The following is a 22,943-nucleotide window of genomic DNA, read 5'->3' as shown; positions in this document are numbered from 1 at the left end:
GTGAGCCTCCTGAACTGGAACTCCGGCCAGCACTACGACCACGGCGGCGACTGCCCGTGCACCCAGTGCGGCAAGCCCACCCCGCTGCGCTCCCACGCCGGCGAACCCGTCCACAAGGTCTGTGCCGAGGACTGGAACGAACGCAACCCGAACGCCCCGCGGCATGAGCACGACGGCCGCGACCTCGGCACCCAGCGGTTCCACTCCGACCCCCCGCGCAAGAGCAACAAGGGCGGTGCCCGATGACCACCCCCGGCCGGGTCCTTGATCTGTTCTCCTGCTCCGGTGGAGCCGCCATGGGTTACCACCGCGCCGGGTTCCAGGTCGACGGCTGCGACATCGCCGACCGCCCCCGCTACCCCTTTTCGTACCACCGGGGCGACGCTTTGGAGTACCTCGCCCGCCTGATCGCCACGGGCGAGATCGAGCGGTACACCCTCGTGCACGGCTCCCCCCCCTGCCAGGCCAGCTGTGCGTTAACCGTGGGCACGAACGCCTCCCAGGGGTGGGGCGGCTCGCACGTCGACCTCGTGGCTGCCACCCGTACCCTCCTCGACGCGTCGGGCCTGCCGTACGTGATCGAGCAGCCCAACGGCCGGGCAGAGATCCGCAAAGACCTCTCCCTGTGCGGCGAGATGTTCGGGCTCGGCGTTTTGCGTCACCGCAACTTCGAACTGGGCCGCTGGGCCACCGCGCAGCCGGCGCACCCCCGGCACCGGGGTTACGTGCGCGGCCACCGCCACGGCGTCCGTCGCGACGGCCCGTATGTCGCCGCGTACGGCAACGGCGGCGGCAAGGCGACCGTCCCGGAGATGCAGCGCGCCATGGGCATCACCTGGACCGACGTACGCGAGGAACTGACCGAGGCAATCCCGCCCGCCTACACCGAGTGGATCGGTCACGCCTTCCTGACCGCCCGGCAGGAGGTCTTCGCGTGAGCGACTCCGCCACCATGGCGGGCCTGGACCCGGCCACCCTCGCCGACGTGCTGAGGCTGGCCGGGTCTCCCGGCTTCGACCGCATCCGAGAACAGATCAAGCGCACCGGAGGTTGCACCGACCCCATCCGCCTGATGGGCTCAACCGTCACCCGCGATGTGGCCACCGGGCAGGTACTGCACACGTACTCGACCGACACCGAACCCGGAGGCGTCCTGCGCGTCGCCTGCGGCAACCGCCGTGCCTCGCGCTGCCCGGCCTGCGCCTGGACGTACGCGGGCGACACCTACCACCTCATCCGGGCCGGACTCGTGGGCGACCCCGCCAAGGGCACCCCGGAGACGATCCGGGATCACCCGCGGGTCTTCGCCACCCTCACCGCACCCTCCTTCGGCCCGGTCCACAACCGGCCCGGCAACCGCCCCTGCCGATGCGGCACCCACCACGCCGAGGACGCCCCGGAGTTAGGCACACCGCTCGACCCTGACGCCTACGACTACGCGGGCGCGGTGCTGTGGAACAACCACGCCTCGGACCTGTGGCGCTACTTCACGATCTACCTGCGCCGAGAGATTGCCAAGCGGGCCGGACTGACCCAGAAGGCAGCACGCGAGCAGTCGCGGGTGTCGTTCGGGAAGGTCGCCGAGTACCAAAAGCGCGGAGCCGTGCACTTCCATGCCGTGATCCGCTTCGACGGCCCGGCCGGCCCCGACGACCCGCCGCCCGCGTGGGCCACCCTCGACCTGCTCAACGACGCCATCCGTGCCGCTGCGGCCCGCGTGGAAGTCGACGTGCCCCCGGCCGGCGACCAACCGGCACGGACCCTGCGATGGGGCACACAGCTCGACGTGCGCCCGATCCGGGCCTTCGGAGACGGCGAGGACATCACCGAGCAGGCCGTCGCCTCCTACGTCGCCAAGTACGCCACCAAAGCCGCCGAGACTACCGGCACCGTCGACCGCCGCATCGGCAACAGGGAGGCCCTGGTCCTCCTCGACGTCCCCGAGCATCCGGCCCGGCTCATCGCTGCGTGCCTCGACCTCCACCCGCTCTACCCGGACCGCAAGCTCCGCGACTGGGCACACATGCTCGGCTTCCGCGGCCACTTCTCCACCAAGTCCCGCCGCTACTCCACCACGCTCGGCGCCCTCCGCCAGGTCCGCGCCGACTACCGCGCCGCCCAGCAACGCGCCGCGCTCGGCCTGCCCGACCCCGACGACGAGGAGGTAACCACCCTGACCCTTGCCCACTGGACCTACGCGGGGCATGGCCACACCCCCGGCGAATCCTGGCTCGCCGCCACCATCCGCCGGGACATCCAGCACAACCGCGAACTCGCCCGCGAAGCGCTGGCCGACTGGGAAGGGGGTGACTCGGATGCCGAGTAAGACTCAACCGACAACGCGTAAGCCCGCGATGTCCAAGGACGAATGGATCGCGAAGCACCTTCGCCACGCGCCGGCGAGGGATGACGAGTGGGTGCGTCGCCTTCTGGTCCTCCAGGGGAGGGCGTAGTCGTGGCTCTCAGGGTTGCGGTCTACACCCGCATCTCGCGTGACGACGAGGGTGACGGCCTGGGTGTCGCACGTCAGCGCGAGGACTGTGAACGGCTGGCTGATCTCCGAGGCTGGGCCATCGCGAAGATCTACGAGGACAATGACGTCTCCGCCTACAAGCGCAACGTGCGACGGCCCCAGTTCGAACTGATGCTGAATGACCTGGCGGACGGTCTGATCGACGGCGTAGTGGCCTACGACCTCGATCGGCTTGCCCGTCAACCGAAGGATCTGGAACGGCTCATCGATCTCTTCGACGAACGGCGACGGCGCGTCTTCGCCACTGTCACCAACGACGTCAATCTCGGTACAGCCGATGGTCGCACCATGGCTCGCGTGATGGTCGCTTTCGCCAACAAGTCCTCCCACGACGCATCTCGGCGCATCCAGCGCAAGCACCTCGAACTGGCGCTACAAGGTAAGTCCAACGGCGGGCCGGCCCCCTACGGCTGGCAATCCGACGGACGGACCGTTGATCCGATCGCTGCGGAGCACATCCGCGCCGCACAGAAGCAACTGCTGGCCGGCGTGCGCATCGGAACCATCCGCACAGACTGGCAACGTCGCGGCCTCGGGCATCCCCGTGAAGGCACTACGCGGCTCCCGCATCACCTGGTCGAACGGATGCTCACTAATCCTCGGCTGTGCGGTTACCGCACCTATCACGGTGAAGTCCTTCTCGATGATGACGGCCAGCCGGTCATCGGTCAGTGGGAACCGATCAACACCGTTGAGGAGTGGGAAGCGGTCTGCGCCGTGGTCGCGGAGCGCAAACAGAAGTACCCCGGGCACTCGCTGGCCAGGAAGTACCTGCTGTCTGGGATCGCCCGCTGCGGCTTGTGCCACTCCAAGATTCGCGGACAGGTCAACAGGCGTCGATCCCCGAACTCCAAGGGGGCCACGTTCAGCTATCAGTGCTCCGTCGTGAACGGTGGCTGTGGCAAGGTCGGACGGGCCGGCGAATCCGTTGACGAGTTCGTGATCAGCTTGGTGCTCGCAGAGCAACGTGAGAGGGCCGCGAGCACGACAGTGCCGGGGGAAGAACCATGGCCAAGCGCGTCCCTGCTTGATGACGTCGAGGCGGACATCACGGCCTTGACGCAGGCTGCGAAGGCCAAGGAGATCACGGTCTCAACGCTGCTTCAGCTCCTGCCGGACCTGGAGCGAAGGCGGGACGAGCTGAAGCTGGAGCGAGGGCGCCACAGCAAGACCCGGCAGCAGCCGGCATCCCTGAGCGTCGACACCATCGAGGACTTCCGCGCGCTCCCGATCGAACGCCAGCAGGCATTGATCTTGCACAGTCTCTCGGCGGTGCTGATCCATCCGGCGGGAAGGGGAACGCGCAGGTTCGACCCGAGCTTGATCGAGCCTGTCTGGCGCTGACAGGGCAAGACTCAGAACGCGAGGCTGTGCATCCGCCGGCCTCGCGTTCCTGCATGTTCGCGAAACGTCCTGACCAGGCAAAAGGCAGCGAGCCAACTACCCTCATCGGGTCAACGACGCCTGGAGTGTCCTGCCTCCAGTACATAAGTCGGGCGAGGCTCCGAAGGAGAACAAGGAGGCGCTTCAAGACGCTCCAGCCCCGGATCACGCGGGGAAGTGACGCCACTTCCCCTCGGAGACCACCTCGACCTCACCGTCGACGACCGTGATGGCGGTGTCGTCGTCGATCGCGTACGCGGGATTCGGGAGGCCGGCCGCCCACTTCTCCGCCTTCGCCATCGTGTTCTCCGGCAGGTCCGGGTGCTCCAGGTGCGGGAAGATCGAGAAGTCGACGACACCCAGCCCGCTGTCGTCCCCGGTGGGCGCCGTCCACTCGACGAAGTACTCGCCGATCCGCGGGGCCATCGCCATGCTCCCGGCGCTCAAGCCCACCCAGACCTTCTCGCTCAATGACGGCAGCAGGTCCGCCAGACCGGACTGGCGCATCCAGTGGGCCAGATACAGGGCGTCCCCGCCGTTCACCAGCAGGACGTCCGCCTCCTGGACCCAGGGGACCCAGCGCTCCGCACCGATGCTGGGCAGCGCCGTGAGCTCCAGCACTCCCAGGGACTTCCACCCCAGGCCGCACATGGGCAGGGGCGACCGTCCGCTGATGAACCGCCAGGCCCCGGCAGGACTGCCCATCGGGTGCCCGTAGCCCGCGGTGGGAACGCACAGGGCGTCGGCCTCGGCGATCGGCTTGCCCAGCAGGCGCACGAGCGCGTCCCGGATGCTCGCGTTGGTGATGCCCGCCGCCGTGAGAAGAAGCTTCAAGATGACTCCCGACACGTGTGCGATGGATGCGATGGAGTGGTCTTTGGCCTGCGATCTGTGTGATCTGACCCGGTGGACAGACCGGGGACCGCCCCGGAACTCATCGCTGTGCGGCGTGGCAGGACCCGTGACTACGCGCCGGGGGCCCGGTACCCGACCTGGCCTGCCTTCTGGAGGGCCTCGATCGTTTCGTCGACCGTCAGGAGCACCGTCGTCTCGAACGAGCTCAGGGCGCCGCCTCCGCTGATCGCCAGGGCGACTGCGGCCATGGAGACGTTGTCGGGGGCCTCCCACAGGTTGTAGCCGTCGCGGGTGCCGAAGGCGTACCAGAAGCCGTGGAGCCTGCCGCCGACGGACTCGATGTACGCCTGGGCGGCCTTCGCGCGGTCCTCGGGGTGGGCGATCAGCCGCGCCCAGGTCTCCGGCGTGTAGCTGAACCTCGACAGGTAGAGCGGCATCGTTTCTCCCCTTTCGGGCCAGTACGTTCTGTGTGTACCCGTACCCCTACCGGTCGGGGTTTACGGAAAGGGCCCCCGCCGGCGATGCGGCAGGGGCCCTTTTCCGTTGGCTGGGGGCTAGAACGTGCCCAGTTTCACGATCGACAGGAGGGCGACCAGTTGGATCGCGCTCGCGCCCAGGGCCTTCGGCCAGGGGAGGTCGTGGGACTTGGAGACCATCAGGGTGAGCAGCGCGCCGCCCGCCACCCAGGTCGCCCAGCCGAGGATCTGGACGAAGGGCGCGTCGCCGCCCGCGAACATCGCGACGACCAGGCGCGGGGCGTCCGTGAGGGACATGATCAGCATGGAGAGGCCGACCGTGGGCTGCCACGCTCCGTCGCCGCCCAGCTGGCGGGCCAGGGTGTGGGTGACGACGCCCAGGACGAAGGCCGACAGGACCATGGCGACGGCGGTGGTCAGGACGATCGGGACCGCGTTGGAGAGGGTCGCGTTGATCGCGTCCGCGCGGGCGCCGTCGAAGCCGAAGACCGCGAGCAGGCCGTAGAGGAACGTCACGATGAGCGCGGGGCCCCACATCGAGTAGTCCCGCATCTGCAGGAAGGTCTGCGCGGGCGAGAGGATCACGCCGCGCAGCAGGTCCTTCCAGTGCAGGCGGGGGCCGACCGGCCCGGCCGGGGCCGTGCCCGCGCGGTAGGTGTCGCCCTGCGTGTACGGGTCCTCGCCGACGGAGAAGGCCTGGGTGTGACCGGGGTTGTTCGCCGCGTACGGGTCGGCGGGGGCGCCCGGGTAGCCGCCGTCGCCGAAGTACTCCGGCTCGCCGTGGTTCGCCGGACCGGGGCCGTGGGCGCCGGGGCCGCCGTGCCCGCCGCCGTGCGCCTGCGGCCAGCCGCCTCCGCCGCCCGAGCCGGTGTACGGCTGCTGCGGCGGCGGAGGGTAGCCGTACGACGGTCCCTGGGGCGTCTGCTGCGTGTGCGGGGTGCCGTTGTTCCGGCTGCCCCGTCCGATCCTGAATCCAGCCACGTCTTCGAACGTACCTGGTCCTGGCAAACGGCGTGCCGGGCCCCGGGGTTAGGGCCCGGCTTTGCTGCCGAGCTGTGACATCCCCTAAGGGTGCCCCCGAGGGGGGGCGGAGCAGCAGGAGTCAGCTGAGCATGTTCTGGCCCAGGCGCAGGTAGCCCGAGGGCAGGCCGAGGGAGCCGGGGCCGAAGCTGCTCGCGTTCGTGGTGGTCACGCCCGTGGCCGAGCCGCGCAGGCTGTAGATCGAGCCCGCCGGGTGGTTCTCGCCGTCGGCGCCGACGGACAGGTCGGCGCGGCCGTCGCCGGTCAGGTCGGACAGGCGCACCGAGGCCCCGAAGCGGTCGGCGGACTCGGCGGTGCCGGGGACGCCGGCCGTGTTCTGTGTGAACGCCTTGGCGCCGGTCGCGGTGAGGCCGGCGGCGGAGCCCCGGAGCACGGTGACGCTGCCGGCGATCTTCGCGTCGCCGATCGTCTCGTGGATCGTGCCGACGGCGAGGTCGGCGTAGCCGTCCTTGTCGATGTCGCCGAGGGAGAGGTCGTTGCCGAACCAGTCGCCTTCCTCGTCGGAGCCGGGGACGCCGGCGGTGTCCTGGGTGATCGTGGTCTGGGCGCGGGTGCCGACGCCGTTCGGGCTGCCCAGGTAGGCGTTGACGGAGCCGCCGAGGCTCTTCACGCCGTCGCCGTACGTCGAGGTGACGATGTCGTCGTAGCCGTCGCCGTTGAGGTCGCCGGTGGCGGCGATCTCGTAGGCGCCGTCGACCAGGATCGTCTGGCGGGTGAAGCCGGACGAGGAGCCCAGGTAGACGAAGGCGCCCTCGTCGTAGGTGCCGGCCTGGGTGCCGCTGACGACCAGGTCGTCGGTGCCGTCGCCATCGACGTCGCCGGCGGCGAGGTTCTGGGAGCCGTAGATGGCGCCGGTGTTCAGGTCGGTGGTGAGGACGTCGCGGGACGCGGCGCCCGAGGCCTTCAGGAAGCCGCCCTTGTGGATCCAGACGTCCTTGCCGGTGCTGCCGACGGCGAGGTCGGCCTTGCCGTCGCCGGTGAAGTCGCCGACGGTCAGCGACATGCCGTACTCGTCGTGGGCGGAGGGGGCGCCGTCGGGGACGGACTGGCCGCCGGACAGGCCGTTCTTGCCGCCCCAGAGGATCGTGACGGAGCCGCCGTCGACGTCGGAGCCGACGTCCTCGCCGGGGCTGGCGACCACGAGGTCGGCGTAGCCGTCCCGGTTGAGGTCGCCGGAGGTGAGGCCCCGGCCGAAGCGGTCGCCCTGCTCGGCGGTGCCGGGGACGCCGGTGGTGTCCTGCGTGATGATCGCGCGGCGGGAGGCGCTGATGCCGCTCGCGGAGCCGTAGGTGACCACGACGGCGCCCGCGTCGGTCTTGCCGCCGACCGGGGTGTACGGCGCCGCCGTCGCGAGGTCGCGGTAGCCGTCGCCGTTGAAGTCGTCCGCGTACTTCGCGGGCGCGGCGGCCGCCGGGGCCGCGGTCAGCAGCGGGGCGGCCGTCAGGGTGGCCGCGACGGTGGCCGTGGCGAGCGCGAGGGAGTGGAGGCGCGTGCGGTGGTGCCGGAGCATGTGGGGTCTCTCCTGCGGTGTCGGGATGGTCCGCGGGGCCGGCCGCCGCGGGTCGCGGGCGGCCGGTCCCCTCGGGAGGTCCGGGTGGTGCGGTGGGTCAGCCGGCCAGGACGTCGCCGAAGTAGGCGAGGCCCGAGGCGCCACCGACGGTCGCGCTGCCGAAGGACTTGGCACCGGTGGCGGTGATGCCGGAGGCGGTGCCGCGCAGCGTCCAGACGGAGCCGGCGCCGTCGTTCTCCCCGCGGGCGCCGACGACGAGCTCGGCGCGGTTGTCCTTGCTGGCGTCGGTGAGCAGCACGGAGTGGCCGAAGTAGTCGTACGACTCGGCGGTGCCGGGGACGTTGGTGGTGTCCTGCGTGAACGCCTTGGAGCCGGTGCCGGTCAGGCCGGAGGACGAGCCGCGCAGGACGACGACCGATCCGGCGTCCCGCTTGCTGCCGAGGTCCTCCTCGGCGACGCCGACCGCGATGTCGGTGTAGCCGTCGCCGTTGGTGTCGCCGGCGTCCAGGCTCCAGCCGAAGGCGTCGTTCTTCTCGGAGGCGCCGGGCACGTTCGCGGTGTCCTGCGTGATGCGGACCGGGGTGCGGGTGCTCAGGCCGCCGGACGCGCCGTAGGTCACGGTGATGGCGCCGCCGAGGCCGCCGTTGGGCTCGTCGGTGGACTTCTCCATGAAGTTGCCGGTGACGATGTCGCCGTAGCCGTCCTTGTTCACGTCGCCTATGACGGACGCGTAGCCGCCCGCGACCTTGGCGCCGGGGGTGAGGCCGGACGCCGAGCCCTTGTAGAGGACGCCGCGGGTGCGGTAGCCGCCGCTGTACTCCTCCTGCCCCATGACGAGCAGGTCGGTACGGCCGTCGCCGGTGACGTCGCCGGAGGTGATCCGGTCGGCGTTGATGCCGGTCTGCTCGTCGGTGTCGATGCCGGTGAGCGCGGCGGCCTTGCCGGTGCGGGTCAGCGGGCCCTTGAAGATGTTCAGCTCCGGGTAGGCCAGGTTCACCGCGGCGAGGTCGGTGGCGCCGTCGCCGTCGAAGTCGCCGGTGGCCACGGACCAGCCCAGCTCGCTGCGGTACTCGGGCAGCGGGGAGGACACGTCGGTGCCGGACGTCACGCCGTTCGCGCCGCCCCACAGCACGGTCAGGGCGCCGAAGTCGTCGGTGGAGCCGATCCGTTCGCCGTGCACGCCGACGACGATGTCCGTGTAGCCGTCGCCGTCGAGGTCGCCGGTGGTGACGCGGTCGCCGAAGTAGTCGCCGCTCTCCGGGACGCCGGGGATGCCGGCGGTGTCCTGGCTGATGATCTGCCGCTTGCCGGTGTTCGGGCCGCTGGAGCTGCCGTAGACGACGGCGACGTAGCCGGCCTTGCTCTTGCCGGCCACCTTGGCCAGGGGCGCGGCGATGACGGTGTCGCGGTAGCCGTCGCCGTTGATGTCGCCGTCCAGGCCGGAGGGCGCGGCGGTGGCCGCGGTGGCCGGGAGCGCGGTCAGCAGGCCCGTGGTGACGGCCGCCGCCAGCAGAAGGGTGCGCTTGCGCACGGTGAGGTCCCCTTTCAGGTGGGAAGGGTGCGGAAGTCGAGTGCGGGGTGGCGCGTCACTGGGCGATGTCCGAGCCGAAGTAGTAGCCCTTCACGGAGACGGCCGTGGCGGTGATGCCCTGGGCGCCGCTGGTGGTCAGGCCGGTCGAGGCGCCGCGCAGGGTCCAGACGCCGCCGGTGCCGTTCTCGTCGACGCCGACGGTGAGGTCGGCGCGGCCGTCCTTGGTGACGTCGGTGAGGTCCACGGAGGTGCCGAAGCGGTCGCCGCTCTCGGCGGTGCCGGGGACACCCGCGGTGTTCTGGGTGTACGACTTCGAGCCGGACGTCCTCAGACCGGACGCCGAGCCGAACAGCACGGTGACCGAGCCCGCGTCCTGCGCCTTCTCGAGGTCCTCGCCGGGGGCGGCCACGACGACGTCGGCGTAGCCGTCGCCGTTGATGTCGCCGGTGCTCACCTCGGAGCCGAAGGAGTCGCCGGTCTCGCCGGAGCCGGGGACGCCGGTGGAGTCCTGGTGGACGACGGTCGGCTTCTGCGCGGGGTCGGGGCCGGTCGGACCGCCGTACCAGACGGTGATCTGGCCGCCCTTGTGGCCGCCGGGCTTGTCGGCGCTCGGGTCCGAGGCGTCGCCCAGGACGAGGTCGCCGTAGCCGTCGCCGTTGATGTCGGCGATCGAGCCGCTCATGCCGTCCGCCTGGGTCAGCTCGCCGAACTTGTAGCCGGTGCCCGTCCAGCGGTAGGTGAGGACGGTCCCGCCGGTGTCGCCGTCCACCATCATCGGGTAGACGCGTTCGGCGGCGCGGTCGCCGCTCAGGTCGCCGGCGATGACGTCGTACGTGGTGCCGACCTCGCCGACGCGCTGGTGGCTGAGCGGGCCGCCGGTGCGGGTGAACGGGCCCTGGTAGAGGTGGGTGTGGTTCTGGCCGGTGAGCGTGACGTCGGTGTCGCCGTCGCCGTCGAAGTCGGCGGCCGCGGCACCCCACGAGTAACCGCCGTACCGGGCGAGGCCGGACGGCTGGGGCAGGCCCTTGCCGCCGCTCGGACCGGACTTGGAGCCCCACAGGACGGTGCCGGAGCCGACGCTCACATCGGTGCCGACGGTCTCGCCGGACGCGCCGACGACGAGGTCGGAGTAGCCGTCGCGGTCGAGGTCGGCGGCGGCGATCGAGGAGCCGAAGAGGTCGCCGGACTCGGCGGTGCCGGGGACACCGGCGGAGTTCTGGGTGATCACGGCCTTGCGGCTCGCGGAGAGACCCGAGGACGAGCCGTACAGCACGACGACGGCGCCCGCGCAGGACTCGGCGCCCACCTCGGCGCACGGTGCGCCGACGGCGACGTCCCGGTAGCCGTCGCCGTTGAAGTCGCCGGCCAGCTTGGACGGCGCGGCCGAGGCGGCGGTCGCCGGAAGCGCGGTGAGCAGTCCCGTGGTGAGGGTGGCGACGAGGAGGAGGGGGCGCTTGCGCAAGGTGGTTGCTCCTGGTGAGGCGGGTCGGGGCCGGGCCCGTGGGGACGGTGAGGAACGGGCCCGGCGGGCGGCGGGACACCCGACCGTGCGGGTGACGCGGTACGGGCGTGGGGTCCGCCGCGGGGGTGGCCGTCCGTCTCCTCCCGCCGGCCGCCACCGCCCGGTGGGCGGGGGGTCGGCGGGGGGACGGGCGGCCGGTGGCCGGTGATCGGGGCCGGTGGCCGGGCTTGGGTCAGGCGGCGAGGAGGACGCGCGGGGTCGGGCTTCCGGCGGCCGGGACGGCCGGGACGCCTGTGGCATCCGGGATGCGGCGATCGGTCCCGCGCGAAAAGACCGGGCGGGCGGCCGCGGTGGCCGTCCCGGGGGCACGGCGGAAACCGGCGGGCCGACGCGGGCGCGCGGCCGCGAGCACGGGTACGTGTGCGTGGTGCATGCGAAATCTCCTGCGGCATGCGGGATGCCCCGCGGGGCATCGCAGACGGGGTGCGACCTGCCTCGTTCACCTGGCTTTGGCCATGGCTTTACGAACAGTCGACTCTCAGGAGACCTTCAGCGGGGTCCAAGGGTTGTACGCGAGTTCAACGAATTTCCCCGGGGCCCGACGGGTGAAAGCGCGGGCACCGGGCGGTGGGCGTACGGCCGGGCGGGAAGGTCCTCGGCCGTAGCACGGTGACAACGAGCGAACGGCGAACGAGGTCAGGAGCGTCCGATGCCGAAGTTCCTCATCCAGGCCACCTACACCCCCGAGGGCACCAAGGGGCTGCTCAAGGAGGGTGCGAGCAGCCGCCGTACGGCGGTCGAGCAGGCCGTGGCGAGCCTCGGCGGGACGGTCGAGACGATGTACTTCGCCTTCGGCGAGCACGACATCGTCGTCGTCGTCGACTTCCCCGACCCGGTCGCGATGGCCGCCGTCAGCCTCCGGGTGAAGGCCAGCGGCGCCCTGCGCACCCAGGCCACCCCCCTGCTGAGCCTGGACGAGATCGACGAGGCGACCCGCCGCCAGGTGTCCTTCCGGGCACCCGGCGCGTAGAAGTCCCGCACAGTCCCGTAACTCAGCCGTCGGACCGCTCGGCCAGCGTGTGGGCGACGAGCGCGTTGGCGTGGCCGTGCCCGAGGCCGTGCTCGGTCTTGAGCCAGCCGACCAGCTCCATGTGCCGGGTCAGCGGCGAGGTGCGGATGAGGTCCTTCCAGTGCTCGACCGGGCGGCCGTACTTCTTCTCGATCGAGGGGAAGTAGGAGGCGGGGCCCTTCACCGGTGCGCTCATGTCGTCCGTCCGTTCCGGTAGGGGAGTGGCTGTGTCTGTCGTCATGGAGGACCGGCGGCGACGGTGGAACTGATCGCCCAGCGCATGTGAGCTGCATCACCCATCCCTGCACGTCACCTGACGGGGTGACGGCTTCCTGGAACTTCGCCGGAGCGGCGGGAGTTGTCACCGTGACGTGCGGGAGCGCGCGGCGACCGAGCCGACCGATACGAAGCCGAGGTGGCACGCATGGCGATGTGGGACCGGATCAAGGACCAGGCCAAGGGATTGCAGCAGGCCCAGGGCCGCGGCTCCGGCGGGCACGGACGCCCGGGCTCGGGGTCCGGGGGTTCGAAGGCGCAGCTGGTGAGCGCGCTGAAGTCCCAGCTGACCTCGCTGAAGACGGAGTTGAAGAGCGGCGCGTACAGAGACGCGAGCATGGCCATGTGCGCCCTGGTGGCCGCCGCCGACGGGCACGTCGACCCGGCCGAGCGGCAGCATGTGGAGTCGCTGATCCTGAACAACGACGTGCTGCAGAACTTCCCGTCGGAGCAGCTCCGTCAGCGCTTCAACAAGCATGTGGACCAGATGGCCGCCAACTTCCAGCAGGGCAAGGCCGACGCGCTCCAGGAGATCGCCAAGGCCGCGAAGAAGCCCACGGAGGCCCGTGCCGTCGTGCAGACCGGGTTCGTCGTGGCCGGCGCTGACGGCTATGTGGCCCCGGCCGAGGAGCAGGTGCTGCGCGAGGCGTGCGGCGTGCTCAACCTGTCGCCGCAGGAGTTCGGTCTCTGACGACTCCGGCGAGGTCGGTGCTGCTGCGGATCCTGCGAGACCGATGCTGCTGCGGGCACGGCGAGGTCAGTGCGGCGGCGCCCCCGGCATCGTCGTGAGCCCCGGTGCCGGCTCCGGCCAGACCAGCAGCAGCGGGCATGGGGCGTGGTCGACGACGAAGCGGCTGGCGGGGCCCAGGCTGTGGGGCCCGAGCCGGCTGCGGTCGCCGTCGCGGGCCAGGACGAGCAGGTCGGCGCCCTCCGCGGCGGCGACGACCTCGCGTTCGACGCGGCCGGTGCGCTCGGTGCGGGTGCAGGGCCGGCCGAGCCGTTCGGCGGCCGCGCCGAGCAGGCCCTCGGCGGAGGCTGCGGCGAGGTGCTCGACCCGGGTGCCGGGGTCGCGTTCGGGATGGCCGCGGCCCAGCAGCCCGGCGAACGCGCTGTGCGCGGCCTCGGCCACGTCGTCCCCGGTGACGTGCAGCAGGACGATCCCGTCGCCCTCGGACGTGTGCCGGCGCGCGGCGTCCACGCAGGCCGGCCAGGTGCCCTCGACGATCCAGACGACCACGGCCATCGGCTTCAGCCTCCTCCGATCACGGCCAGTGAGGCCCACAGTGCCACCACGGCGGCGCACAGGCTCGCGGGTACGGCGTACAGGCCGAGCCGGGTGAACTCCCCCAGCCGTACCTCGGTGTCGTGGGCGTGCACGATACGCCGCCACAGCAGGGTGGCCAGCGACCCCGCGTAGGTCAGGTTGGGGCCGATGTTCACGCCGAGCAGCACCGCGAGGACCGCGCCGGGCCCGGAGCCGGCGGTCAGCGGCAGCAGGACCAGCACCGCCGGCAGGTTGTTGATGACGTTGGCGAGCACCGCGGCGAGCACGGCGATGCCGAACAGGGCGGCCAGTCCCGTGCCGTCGGGGACGAGGCGTCCGAGGGCCGTGTCGAGCCCGTTGTCCACGACCGCGCGGACGACGACCCCGAGGGCCAGGACGAACGCGAGGAAGGGCACCGACGCGGCGTTCAGCAGCGCCTTCGCGGTGGTGCGGCGCCGTAGCAGGGCCCGTACGGCGAGCACGGCCGCGCCCGCGAAGGCCGCCCAGGCCGGGTCGACGCCGACGGCCGAGGTCACCACGAACCCGGCCAGCGTGCAGCCCACCGTCACCAGCGCGAACAGCGGCAGTGCGGGGGCGTCACCGGCGGACGGGGCCTGCGCGCCCGCGTCGAGGTCGGTGGCGAAGAAGCGCCGGAAGACGGCGTACTCGACGGCGATGGCGGCCAGCCACGGCAGCGCCATCAGCGCGGCGAACCGGGTGAAGGTCAGCCCGCTCGCCGCGAACGCCAGCAGGTTCGTCAGGTTGGACACCGGCAGCAGCAGGGACGCCGTGTTCGACAGATGGGTGCAGGCGTAGACGTGCGGTTTGGGACGGGCGCCGAGCCGGGCGGCGGTGGCGAACACGACGGGGGTGAGCAGGACGACGGTGGCGTCCAGGCTGAGCACGGCCGTGATCGCGGACGCGGCGAGGAACACCTGGCCGAGCAGCCGGCGTGGCCGGCCCGCCGCCGTTCGCGCCATCCACGCCCCGCACGCCTGGAACAGCCCCTCGTCGTCGCAGAGCTGGGCGAGCACCAGGACGGCCGCGAGGAAGCCGATCACCGGGCCGAGGCGTTCGGCCTCGTCGAGCGCGTGGGCGGGTGAGAGGGCGCCGGTGGCGACGACCAGTGCCGCGGCCGGCACGGCGATCACCGCCTCGGGCAGTCCGAAGGGCCGGACGACGGCACCGGCCAGCACGAGCACGAGCATGGCCACAGACAACGTCTCCGCGAGCGAGGCGTTCAGCTTCCGGTCCTTCCGGGCAGGGCGGAGGGTCCGCCGGTCGATCTCGCCGCACGGTACTCCGCGCGGCCGCCTCCCGGCCCGCCCCACCCCGATCCCCACCAGGTGTTCTACCCAGCTCCTACCGGCGCTCGGCCGTCTCGCGGCCCGGTGCCACCGTCGGCACCTCGCCCCGCGCGCTCGGGGACGCCGTGGGCCGGGCCGCCTGGTCCTCCACGGGTGCGTCCGTCACCCGTCGCCGGCTGTCGGCGGGCGCCGAGGTGCCGGTCCTCGACGCCTCGGACGGCGGCGCCGACGGCGTCCGCCCGGCGGACGGCTCCGTGCTCGGGCTCGGCACCGGTTCCGGGGTCGCCGGTGCCGTACGGCCGCCCGTGGGCGGCGCGAGCGGCGGGGCCGGGGACGTCGGCGTGTCCGGGCGCTGCCCGGTGAACGGCAGCGCGGCCAGCAGCGCCACCGCGCAGGTCACGCCCACCCCGGCGGCCGTACGCGCCAGGCGGCGGCGGGACGCGCGGCGGCGGATCGCCTCGTAGTGGCCGGGCGGCGGGGCCAGATGCTCGGACGGCGGGCGCAGGACGACGAGCAGCGGGTCGTCGTCGGCGAGGGCGCGGCCGTCCGGTTCGTCGCCGTCAATGCGAGTGGTCAAGGCTTCTCCTCAGGTGGACGCGGAGCAGTTCGCGGGCCGCGTGCAGGTCGGCCTTGACGGTTCCTTCCTTGCGCCCGGTCAGCACGGACACCTCCCGGATCGGCATGTCAGCGTAGTAGTGGAGAAGGATGGGGATGCGCAGCCGTTCCGGCAGCGACTGGACCAGCAGCCGGACCGACGGGTCGGCCTGCTCGGGGTGCGGTGCGACGGCGGCCTCGGTGGTCGCGCGGCGCACGGCCCGGCGTTCGCGCTCCAGCTTGCGCCAGTGGTCGCGGACCAGGTTGGCGGCGGTGACGTAGACGAAGCCGCGTGGTTCGTCCACCTTGCTCCAGCGGGCCCAGAGCCGGGTGAAGGCCTCCGACGCGATCTCGTGGGCCGTCTCGTCGTCGTCGACCAGCCGACGGCACCAGCCGGCCAGACGGGGGTAGAGGGCGGCGAACAGCTCGGACGCCGCCTCGTCTCGGGACCGTTTCAACGCTCTCCATGGTCGGGCCGGCGACCGGGTCGCCGGCCGGGGTGTCACGGGGGAGGATGCCGGTCCGGCCGCGCGCGTTGCGCGGTCCGGACCGGTTTCCGCCCCGGCGGCCGGTCAGAGGGACGGTGGGCCGGTCACGGGGACGACGGGCTCAGCACCGCGAACACGATCACGTTGTCGCGGTACTCCTGTCCCTCGCGGGGCCCGCCGCAGGTGATCAGCCGCAACTCGGGCCGGTCCACGTCCCCGTAGACGTCGTCCGAGGGGAACGCGGCCTTGGCGACCGTGCGGACGGAGCTGACCGCGAACACCGCGGTGCTGCCGTCCTGCCGGCGCGCCTCGATCCGGTCCCCCTTGCGCAACCGCCTGAGGTCGTGGAAGACGCCGTCGCCGTACTCGCCCACGGTGACGTGGCCGAGGACGACCGACGGGCCGACCTCGCCGGGGGTGGGCGAGTGCCGGTACCAGCCGGCGCGGTCGTGGGCGGTGATGGGCGGCACCTCGACGGTGCCGTCCTTCTCCAGGCCCAGCCGGATCAGCGGGGTGTCGACGTCGATGGCGGGGATGCGCAGCCGGACGGGCGCCGAAGGGCCCAGGGCGCGTGCGGCGTTCGCGGACGACCCGGCGGACCGGTCGCCGCTCCCTGCGGCGCCCCCGGTGCCCCGCGTCCGGCGGGCGGGCGCGCTCGCGGACGACTCCGAGGCGCCGCCGCCGCAGCCCACCAGGACCGAGGCGAGCGCGGCCGTGCCGAACGCGCGCCGGGACAGCGGCGTCATGCGCCGTGCGTCCGCCGGCGCCGGACGACGAACGTCGCGCCTCCGGCGAGGAGCACCGCGGCGGCGCCGGCACCGGTCAGGGCGCCCGTGGAGGTGCCGGAGGACGAGTCGGCCACGCCCGTGTCGGGCGCGCCGGACGGGCGGACGGCGACCTGGCCGCGCTCCGCCGGCACCGGCGAGGCGGCGTCCCGCGCGGGCTCGCTGGGCACGGGCGAGGCGGCCTCCTGCGCGGGGTCGCTCGGCACCGGGCTGGGGGTGCGGGTCGCGGTGCTGGGGGCGGTGCTCGGGGCGGAGCTGTCGGCGAGGGCCGGGGCGGCGCTCGCCAGCAGGGCGGTGCAGGTGAGTGCCAGGGCACTGAACACGGTTCGGCGCATCGGTCGCTCTCTTTCGTCGTTCGCCCGGTGGAACGCCGGGCGGGTGGTGACGGGTCGAGCGGAGAGACGACGCGGCCCCGGGCCGGGTTGTAAAGAGTCGGCAAAGCCGGTGCGGGGAGCGTGCCACGGGCGGGTGATGGAACGTCAGTCCAGGGAATTCCACGGCTGTCAGGGGAAGTTGACGGGACACAGCCCTCCGACGAAGGAGAACGCCATGCCCGAGGTCCCCGCCGAGCAGCCCGGCCGGGTGCGTGAGCTCCGGCTCGTCGTCACGGCCGACGACTACGACGAGGCCCTGCGCTTCTACCGGGACGTCCTCGGCCTGCCCGAGCAGGCGGCGTTCTCCTCGCCGGACGGCCGGGTCACGATCCTGGACGCCGGCCGGGCCACCCTGGAGCTGACCGACCCGCACCACGCGGAGTACATCGACGAGGTCGAGGTGGGCCGCCGGGTCGCGGGACACGTCCGGGTCGCCTTCCAGGTGGACGACTCCCCTGCGGTCACCGCCCGGCTCGCGGCGGCCGGCGCCGAGGTGCTCTCCGAGCCGACGCGCACGCCCTGGAACTCCCTGAACTCCCGGCTGGAGGCGCCGGGCGCCCTGCAGCTGACGCTGTTCACGGAACTGGGGGAGACGCCGCAGGAACCGACGAAAGGCGATTCACCCCAGGCATAGCCTATTCGTCCGTTTTGGTGATAATTGAGACATGACTACGGCGACGCTTGAACTGGCGGCCACATCCACCGAGGTCCTGCGGTGGATCGCCGCTCTGGCGGGTGGGATTTTCATCGCCGGCGCACTGGTGTGGGCGGTGCAGTTCGGCATGCGGGTCCGCGACAAGGAGTCGCCGCGGCCCACTCCGGAGGAACAGACGCATCTGCCCGACGGCGGTGCCGTCCACGAGATCCGTGAGGTGCGGGAACCCGACGAGGTGCCGCACGGCGAGGGCGGGGAACGACTCCTGCCGCACGAGCTGCACGCCGCGAGCAGCAGGCGCAGCGAGGACCAGCACCGAAGGCGCTGGGATCCGGGGCACAGCGGGTCCTTCGGGGGCGGCGGCATCGGCCACCGCTGACCGTCGATCGCTCCTGACCCGGCCCGCGCGCCGGGTCAGGTGGGATCGGGCGCCAGGGCCAGTGCCATGATCACGAAGAAGTCGACGGCCACCATGATCACCGACCAGACCGGCGCGTACGGCAGGAACAGGAAGTGCGCGACCATGCCGAGCGACGCCAGGAAGATGCCGGTGAGCCGGGCCCACCAGGCGCCCCGCAGGATGCCGTAGCCGACGGACACGGCGACCACGCCGAGGGCGAGCAGCACCCAGCCCCAGGTCGTGAGGCTCCCCTTGAAGACGTAGTCGCCGACACGTGCGTACACGTCGTCGGCGGCGAGGGCCGAGATGCCCTGAAGGATGGCGAGCACCCCGTCGACCAGCATCAGCACACCGGCGAAGACCAGTGCGCCGGTCAGCCCCCCGGAAGGGCGACGGGGCCCGTACGACGGGGAGGCGGCCCTGGACGCGGACGGGCCGGCGGCGCTGTGGGCCGCGTCGGTGGCGTGCGCCTGCGACTGCTGCTGGGTCATGGCTGCCGTACCCCACTTCTCGCGTGGAACGCGATCGGTCGTGCCAACGGGTGCTGCGGTCGCTATGACGATCCGGGCGCCCGGGGCCGCCCACCAGGGGGCACGGGCCGATCGGGTGACGGCCGGGGTGCAGGCGGGGCCGTCGCGGCCTTCACTGGAGGGACCGCCGCACCTCCCTGGAGCCGTCATGCCCTCTCCCCGCACTCCCCGGACCCGGACCGCCGTGCTGCTGACGGCCGCCGCGCTCACCGTCGCGACGCTCACCTCGTGCTCGGACGGCGACACCCCCGCCTCGGTGGCCAGCAAGGCGGCGTCCGCGTACGCCTCGGCGACGGCGGAGGCGGGCCGCGCGCTGGACGAGATCAAGGGCGGGGTGAACGCCAAGGACGCCGTACGGGTGGGCGCGGTGACGACGAACGCGGACGGGCGCGCGGAGGCGGAGATCTCGGCGGAGAACACCACCGACTCGAAGAAGTCCTTCGCCGTCCAGGTCGACTTCAAGGACGACGACGGCAATCTGCTGGACGCGGCGGTGGTGACCGTGTCCGACGTGGCGGCGGGCGCCACCGGCAAGGCCACCGCCCGCAGCACCCGCGACCTGAGCGGCCAGGTGCGCGCGGAGGTGGCGCGGGCGGTGCGCTACTGAACCCCCGCGGCGGTCAGCCGGCGACCGTGATGGCGATCTGCTCGCTCGTCGCGGACACCCCGTTGAGCGTGGCCGTCGCCTGGAGCAGGCCCGGACCTGCGGGCAGCGCGACGCCCGGCACGCACGACCAGGTGCCGTCCGGCGCGGCGGTGGCCGAGCAGACCTCCTGCTCCAGCGCGTCCACCACGGTGACCTGGGCGCCCGGGTAGGCCGTGCCGGAGGTCTCGGGCGCGCTGCCCAGGGCCACTCCGGAGGGGGGACGGGACAGGGTCGGCGCGGGCAGGCCGACCGTCACCGCGCAGCCGCCGCGCTGGTGCACCGTGCCCTTGGCGTCCTTGAGGGCCAGGGTGCAGTCGGGGAGCCGGGTGCCCGGCTCGGCGTCCGGGGCCACCGTCAGCACGAACGGGAACGTCCGCCCGTGCCAGGCGGTCGCCGCGGCCGTCCCCTCGAAGGCGTACGAGGCGCTGGCGCCGCCCACCGCCACCGTGCCCCGGTAGCCGGTCGCCGCGAACGGCATCCCCGTCACCCGGGCCCCGGCCGGTGCCGTCAGCGTCAGCACGCTGCCGGCGCCCAGCGGGGCGCCCTCGTAGCCGCCGACGTGGACGATGCCCGCGCGGCCGGGCTCGATCGTGGCGCTCGCCCACAGCTCGTGCCCCACGGGGTCGGGCGAACCGCCGGCCGCCTGCGCCATACCGGTCGGGCCGGCCGCGAGCAGCGCGCCGGCGACGGCCGGCGCGGCGAGGATCGTCGTCTTCCAGGTCCTGCTCATCGTCGGGGGAGCTCCTCACATACCTCGGCGGTACCCCACCCTCGCCCGCGATTCTCGCGGCCGGAGCCCCGCCCGGCCCGCGCTCGGCGGCCGGACGGGGCCGGAGGGACGACAGCTACCACCCGTCCGGGCGCGGCGGCGGGCGCCTACGCGAGCCAGGCCGTCGTGTCCGGGGCGAGCCGGCCCGACTCCAGTGGGGCGCTGCTGAGCAGCACCTCCCCCGGCGGCAGGTCGACCGGATCGGCGGAGAGGTTGGCGACACAGCGCCAGCCGTCGGAGCGGGCGAAGTGCAGCACTCCGGCCGGGGCGTCCGGGATCCAGCGCAGCTCCTCGCCGTCCAGGAGCTTGCGGCGCAGCCGCAGCGCCCGGCGGTACAGCTCCAGGGTCGAGCCCTCCAGACCGTCCTGCGCCTCGACGGCGTACGCGGCGAAGCGCTCCGGCTGCGGCAGCCAGGCCCCGCCCGCGCCGAAGCCGTACGACGGGCCGGTCGTCGTCCACGGCAGCGGCACCCGGCAGCCGTCGCGGCCCTTGCGCACCCGCCCGGTCTGCTCCCACACCGGGTCCTGGAGGACCTCGACGGGCAGGTCGGCCACCTCGGGCAGCCCGAGTTCCTCGCCCTGGTAGAGGTACGACGAGCCGGGCAGCGCCAGCATGAGCAGGGTGGCGGCGCGGGCGCGGCGCAGGCCCGCCTCCTCGTCGATCTCGGGGGCGTGACCGCCCGACAGCAGCCAGGCGTTGTCGTCGGTGCCGGGCGGCAGCATCAGCCGCGAGGTGTGCCGGACGACGTCGTGGTTGGACAGCACCCACGTGGCCGACGCGCCCGCCGAACGGGCGGTGGCGAGCGAGTCGGTGATGATCCGGCGCAGCTCCTCGGCGTCCCAGCCGGCCTGGAGGTACTCGAAGTTGAACGCCTGGCCGAGCTCGTCCGCGCGGGCGTACAGCGCTCGGCGGGCGGCCGGGTTCACCCAGGCCTCGGCGACCGCCATGCGGGGCGGGCGGTAGGAGTCGAGGATCTTGCGCCAGTCGCGGTAGATCTCGTGGACCTCGTCGCGGTCGTAGAAGGGGTGGCTGCCGGGCGGGAGGTCGGGGAGCGCGTCCTCGCGGCTCAGCTCGGGGGTGCCGAGGTCGCGCAGCGGTTCGCTCAGGTCCTTGGCGAGCGCGTGGGCGACGTCGACGCGGAAGCCGTCGACGCCCCGGTCGGACCAGAACCGCAGGGTGGTCCGGAAGTCGGCGCGGACCTCCTCGTTCTCCCAGTTGAGGTCGGGCTGCTGCGGGGTGAACAGATGCAGGTACCACTGCCCGTCGGGCACCCGCTGCCAGGCGCTGCCGCCGAACACGGACTGCCAGTCGGTCGGCGGGAGTTCGCCGTGGGCGCCGCGTCCGTCGCGGAAGACGTAGCGTTCACGGGCGGCCGAGCCCGGTCCGGCGCGCAGCGCCTCCTGGAACCAGACGTGCTGGTGGGAGGTGTGGTTGGGGACCAGGTCGACGATGACCTTCAGGCCGAGGCGGTGGGCCTCGGCGGCCAGGGCGTCGAAGTCGTCGAGGGTGCCCAGGCGCGGGTCGACGTCCCGGTAGTCGGCGACGTCGTAGCCGCCGTCGGCCAGCTCGGACGGGTAGAAGGGGCTCAGCCACAGGGCGTCCGCGCCGAGGGCGGCGATGTGGCCGAGGCGCTGGGCGATCCCCTTCAGGTCCCCGAGCCCGTCGCCGTCGCCGTCGGCGAAGCTGCGCGGATACACCTGGTAGATGACGGCCTGGCGCCACCAGTCGGGGTTGCTGGACGAGAGGTCGGGCGTGGTGGTGCGGACGGTCACGCGGTCTCCTCGTGGATCGGTACGGCGACATCACCAACACTGTCCACTTGGCCGGAAAAGCGAACACCGCGCAGAGCGGATCGAATCATTCCTCCTGTGACGGGATCGTGATGGACGCTTGAACTCCCTTTACGTTTCCGCAGGTTGACACGGGTGATCCGCCCCAAGACGATGTGCACACGCTGTGGCGCATGTGACCAATGGGCCCAGTGTTTTCTTCTTCGACCACTCTCCACCCCACGAGGGGATACGCATGTCCATAGCGAGACGTGTCATCGGACGGCGCCTGCTGGGGGCGGGCGCCGCGTCGCTCGCCCTGTGCGCCGCCACCGTCGCCGCCGCGCCCGGCGCCTGGGCCCACGGCTCGGGCGGCGACGGCTGGAACTCCGGCGGCAGCTACCGGCCCGGCACCGGCGCCGGCACCCGGACGGCCACCGACCGCTGCGAGTTCTCCCTCGACGGCACGCACTTCACCGCCTCCGTCAAGGTCGACGACCAGAATCTGAAGGTCACCGGGGACGGCAAGGCCCACATCACCGTGCGCGCCGCCGACGACGCCACCACCTGCACCGCCTCGCTCGCGTCGTACCTGGCCCACGGCCCGTCCTTCGCCACCTCCGGCGAGCAGGTCTTCGTCGACTTCGACACCGTGACGGTGAAGCCGGGCACCACCGACACCCTCGACATCGCCGTGCCGGACGCGGGCTGCTTCGCGCAGATCGACCTGTACCGCGGGGCCGTGAAGTTCGACGGGAAGCACGACGCGAACGACGGCTTCGAGCACGGCGACCTGCCCAAGGGACCGGACCGCCCGGTCATCAAGGACAAGCTGATCGCGGCCTGGAACGGCGGCACGAAGGACTGCACCACCGAACCGCCGGCCACCGAGGAGCCCCCGACGACACCTCCGGCGGAGCCCTCCGAGCCCGCGACCGACGAGCCGTCGACCCCGGCCGACGAGTCGACCCCGCCCGCCTCGGACACCCCGTCGACGGAGGCCCCGTCCCCGGAGCCCTCGGACTCGGCGTCCGCGGCCGCCCCGTCCCCGAACGGCGGCGGCGACCTCGCGCAGACCGGCGGCAGCAGCGCGACCGGGCCGATCGCGCTCGGTGCCGTGGTGCTGGTCGCGGGCGGCGCGGCGTTCGTCGTCGCCTCGAAGCGGCGCCGCTCGGCCCGCTCCTGAGCGAGCCGCCGACGGGGGCCCGGGGACCACTCCCCGGGCC

The 22,943-nt window shown here is 72.7% G+C and carries 26 protein-coding genes; 10 read left to right on the top strand and 16 right to left on the bottom strand.

The features are described from left to right. The 4 genes from DC008_RS18215 to DC008_RS18200 all read left to right on the top strand — a co-directional run bounded on the left by DC008_RS18215 (nucleotide 1) and on the right by DC008_RS18200 (nucleotide 3,877). Complete coding sequence (locus tag DC008_RS18215) at nucleotides 1-246, top strand: hypothetical protein (RefSeq protein ID WP_244221372.1); 246 nt, start codon at nucleotides 1-3, stop codon at nucleotides 244-246. Next, nucleotides 243-938, top strand: coding sequence for a DNA cytosine methyltransferase (locus DC008_RS18210; protein WP_108707886.1), 696 nt, complete (start codon nucleotides 243-245; stop codon nucleotides 936-938). The genes DC008_RS18215 and DC008_RS18210 overlap by 4 nt, the downstream gene beginning before the upstream one ends. Next, complete coding sequence (repSA, locus tag DC008_RS18205; RefSeq protein WP_108707885.1) at nucleotides 935-2,326, top strand: replication initiator protein RepSA; 1,392 nt, start codon at nucleotides 935-937, stop codon at nucleotides 2,324-2,326. The genes DC008_RS18210 and repSA overlap by 4 nt, the downstream gene beginning before the upstream one ends. 129 nt (nucleotides 2,327-2,455) lie before the next feature. Beyond that, the gene (locus tag DC008_RS18200) at nucleotides 2,456-3,877 is read left to right on the top strand and encodes a recombinase family protein (RefSeq protein WP_108707884.1); all 1,422 of its coding nucleotides are present in this window, start codon (nucleotides 2,456-2,458) and stop codon (nucleotides 3,875-3,877) included. Between the two features lie 204 nt (nucleotides 3,878-4,081). Here DC008_RS18200 and DC008_RS18195 read toward each other — a convergent pair whose 3' ends face one another. From DC008_RS18195 to DC008_RS18170, 6 genes are all read right to left on the bottom strand, one after another. Continuing rightward, entirely contained in the window at nucleotides 4,082-4,750 is a 669-nt protein-coding gene (locus DC008_RS18195; RefSeq protein WP_108707883.1) for a Type 1 glutamine amidotransferase-like domain-containing protein, read from the bottom strand. Between the two features lie 131 nt (nucleotides 4,751-4,881). Next, a complete protein-coding gene (locus DC008_RS18190; protein WP_108707882.1) occupies nucleotides 4,882-5,208 on the bottom strand; it encodes a GYD domain-containing protein in 327 nt (108 codons plus the stop codon). Nucleotides 5,209-5,325: 117 nt separating this feature from the next. Further along, a complete protein-coding gene (locus tag DC008_RS18185; protein ID WP_108707881.1) occupies nucleotides 5,326-6,228 on the bottom strand; it encodes a Yip1 family protein in 903 nt (300 codons plus the stop codon). Between the two features lie 121 nt (nucleotides 6,229-6,349). Beyond that, nucleotides 6,350-7,798, bottom strand: coding sequence for an FG-GAP repeat domain-containing protein (locus DC008_RS18180; RefSeq protein WP_108707880.1), 1,449 nt, complete (start codon nucleotides 7,796-7,798; stop codon nucleotides 6,350-6,352). 97 nt (nucleotides 7,799-7,895) lie between these two features. Next, nucleotides 7,896-9,329, bottom strand: coding sequence for an FG-GAP and VCBS repeat-containing protein (locus tag DC008_RS18175; protein ID WP_108707879.1), 1,434 nt, complete (start codon nucleotides 9,327-9,329; stop codon nucleotides 7,896-7,898). 55 nt (nucleotides 9,330-9,384) lie between these two features. Beyond that, the gene (locus DC008_RS18170; protein WP_108707878.1) at nucleotides 9,385-10,791 is read right to left on the bottom strand and encodes an FG-GAP-like repeat-containing protein; all 1,407 of its coding nucleotides are present in this window, start codon (nucleotides 10,789-10,791) and stop codon (nucleotides 9,385-9,387) included. Between the two features lie 709 nt (nucleotides 10,792-11,500). Here DC008_RS18170 and DC008_RS18165 point away from each other — a divergent pair. Continuing rightward, complete coding sequence (locus DC008_RS18165) at nucleotides 11,501-11,821, top strand: GYD domain-containing protein (RefSeq protein ID WP_108707877.1); 321 nt, start codon at nucleotides 11,501-11,503, stop codon at nucleotides 11,819-11,821. 22 nt (nucleotides 11,822-11,843) lie between these two features. Here DC008_RS18165 and DC008_RS18160 read toward each other — a convergent pair whose 3' ends face one another. Further along, nucleotides 11,844-12,056 carry a DUF4287 domain-containing protein gene (locus tag DC008_RS18160; RefSeq protein ID WP_055621164.1) on the bottom strand — a complete coding sequence of 71 codons (213 nt, stop codon included), beginning with the start codon at nucleotides 12,054-12,056 and terminating at the stop codon, nucleotides 11,844-11,846. Nucleotides 12,057-12,284: 228 nt separating this feature from the next. On the opposite strand from DC008_RS18160, the gene DC008_RS18155 reads away from it, so the two are divergent. Next, entirely contained in the window at nucleotides 12,285-12,827 is a 543-nt protein-coding gene (locus DC008_RS18155) for a tellurite resistance TerB family protein (protein WP_108707876.1), read from the top strand. A 66-nt stretch (nucleotides 12,828-12,893) separates the two neighbouring features. Here the strand turns inward: DC008_RS18155 and DC008_RS18150 are convergent, their stop codons facing one another. The 6 genes from DC008_RS18150 to DC008_RS18125 form a co-directional block, all read right to left on the bottom strand. Then, entirely contained in the window at nucleotides 12,894-13,379 is a 486-nt protein-coding gene (locus DC008_RS18150) for a universal stress protein (protein ID WP_108707875.1), read from the bottom strand. Between the two features lie 5 nt (nucleotides 13,380-13,384). Continuing rightward, nucleotides 13,385-14,608: an SLC13 family permease gene (locus DC008_RS18145; protein ID WP_425276542.1), complete on the bottom strand. Its 1,224-nt coding sequence runs from the start codon at nucleotides 14,606-14,608 to the stop codon at nucleotides 13,385-13,387. Nucleotides 14,609-14,762: 154 nt separating this feature from the next. Further along, a complete protein-coding gene (locus DC008_RS18140) occupies nucleotides 14,763-15,284 on the bottom strand; it encodes a hypothetical protein (RefSeq protein ID WP_108707874.1) in 522 nt (173 codons plus the stop codon). Further along, nucleotides 15,268-15,759 carry an RNA polymerase sigma factor gene (locus DC008_RS18135; RefSeq protein ID WP_108707873.1) on the bottom strand — a complete coding sequence of 164 codons (492 nt, stop codon included), beginning with the start codon at nucleotides 15,757-15,759 and terminating at the stop codon, nucleotides 15,268-15,270. Before DC008_RS18135 ends, DC008_RS18140 begins: the two co-directional genes overlap by 17 nt. A 134-nt stretch (nucleotides 15,760-15,893) precedes the next feature. Beyond that, nucleotides 15,894-16,535 (bottom strand): class F sortase, encoded by a 642-nt coding sequence (locus DC008_RS18130; RefSeq protein WP_108707872.1) that lies wholly within the window; start codon nucleotides 16,533-16,535, stop codon nucleotides 15,894-15,896. Beyond that, entirely contained in the window at nucleotides 16,532-16,909 is a 378-nt protein-coding gene (locus DC008_RS18125) for a Tat pathway signal sequence domain protein (RefSeq protein ID WP_108707871.1), read from the bottom strand. The genes DC008_RS18130 and DC008_RS18125 overlap by 4 nt, the downstream gene beginning before the upstream one ends. Before the next feature lie 214 nt (nucleotides 16,910-17,123). On the opposite strand from DC008_RS18125, the gene DC008_RS18120 reads away from it, so the two are divergent. After that, nucleotides 17,124-17,582 carry a VOC family protein gene (locus tag DC008_RS18120; protein WP_108707870.1) on the top strand — a complete coding sequence of 153 codons (459 nt, stop codon included), beginning with the start codon at nucleotides 17,124-17,126 and terminating at the stop codon, nucleotides 17,580-17,582. Nucleotides 17,583-17,613: 31 nt separating this feature from the next. Beyond that, a complete protein-coding gene (locus DC008_RS18115) occupies nucleotides 17,614-17,982 on the top strand; it encodes a DUF6479 family protein (RefSeq protein ID WP_108707869.1) in 369 nt (122 codons plus the stop codon). A 35-nt stretch (nucleotides 17,983-18,017) separates the two neighbouring features. Here DC008_RS18115 and DC008_RS18110 read toward each other — a convergent pair whose 3' ends face one another. Further along, nucleotides 18,018-18,494 carry a DUF7144 family membrane protein gene (locus DC008_RS18110; RefSeq protein ID WP_108707868.1) on the bottom strand — a complete coding sequence of 159 codons (477 nt, stop codon included), beginning with the start codon at nucleotides 18,492-18,494 and terminating at the stop codon, nucleotides 18,018-18,020. A 187-nt stretch (nucleotides 18,495-18,681) separates the two neighbouring features. On the opposite strand from DC008_RS18110, the gene DC008_RS18105 reads away from it, so the two are divergent. Continuing rightward, nucleotides 18,682-19,140 (top strand): FxLYD domain-containing protein, encoded by a 459-nt coding sequence (locus DC008_RS18105; RefSeq protein ID WP_108707867.1) that lies wholly within the window; start codon nucleotides 18,682-18,684, stop codon nucleotides 19,138-19,140. A 13-nt stretch (nucleotides 19,141-19,153) separates the two neighbouring features. Here the strand turns inward: DC008_RS18105 and DC008_RS18100 are convergent, their stop codons facing one another. Beyond that, nucleotides 19,154-19,909, bottom strand: coding sequence for an Ig-like domain-containing protein (locus tag DC008_RS18100; protein ID WP_108707866.1), 756 nt, complete (start codon nucleotides 19,907-19,909; stop codon nucleotides 19,154-19,156). A gap of 146 nt (nucleotides 19,910-20,055) precedes the next feature. Then, on the bottom strand, nucleotides 20,056-21,720 hold the full coding sequence (locus DC008_RS18095) for a glycoside hydrolase family 13 protein (RefSeq protein WP_108707865.1): 1,665 nt from the start codon (nucleotides 21,718-21,720) through the stop codon (nucleotides 20,056-20,058). 253 nt (nucleotides 21,721-21,973) lie between these two features. Here DC008_RS18095 and DC008_RS18090 point away from each other — a divergent pair, with 253 nt between their 5' ends. Beyond that, complete coding sequence (locus tag DC008_RS18090; protein ID WP_108707864.1) at nucleotides 21,974-22,903, top strand: LAETG motif-containing sortase-dependent surface protein; 930 nt, start codon at nucleotides 21,974-21,976, stop codon at nucleotides 22,901-22,903. Nucleotides 22,904-22,943 lie beyond the last annotated feature (40 nt).

Source organism: Streptomyces nigra (genome assembly GCF_003074055.1).
GTDB lineage: Bacteria > Actinomycetota > Actinomycetes > Streptomycetales > Streptomycetaceae > Streptomyces > Streptomyces nigra.
This window is presented reverse-complemented; position numbering and strand designations above follow the sequence as displayed.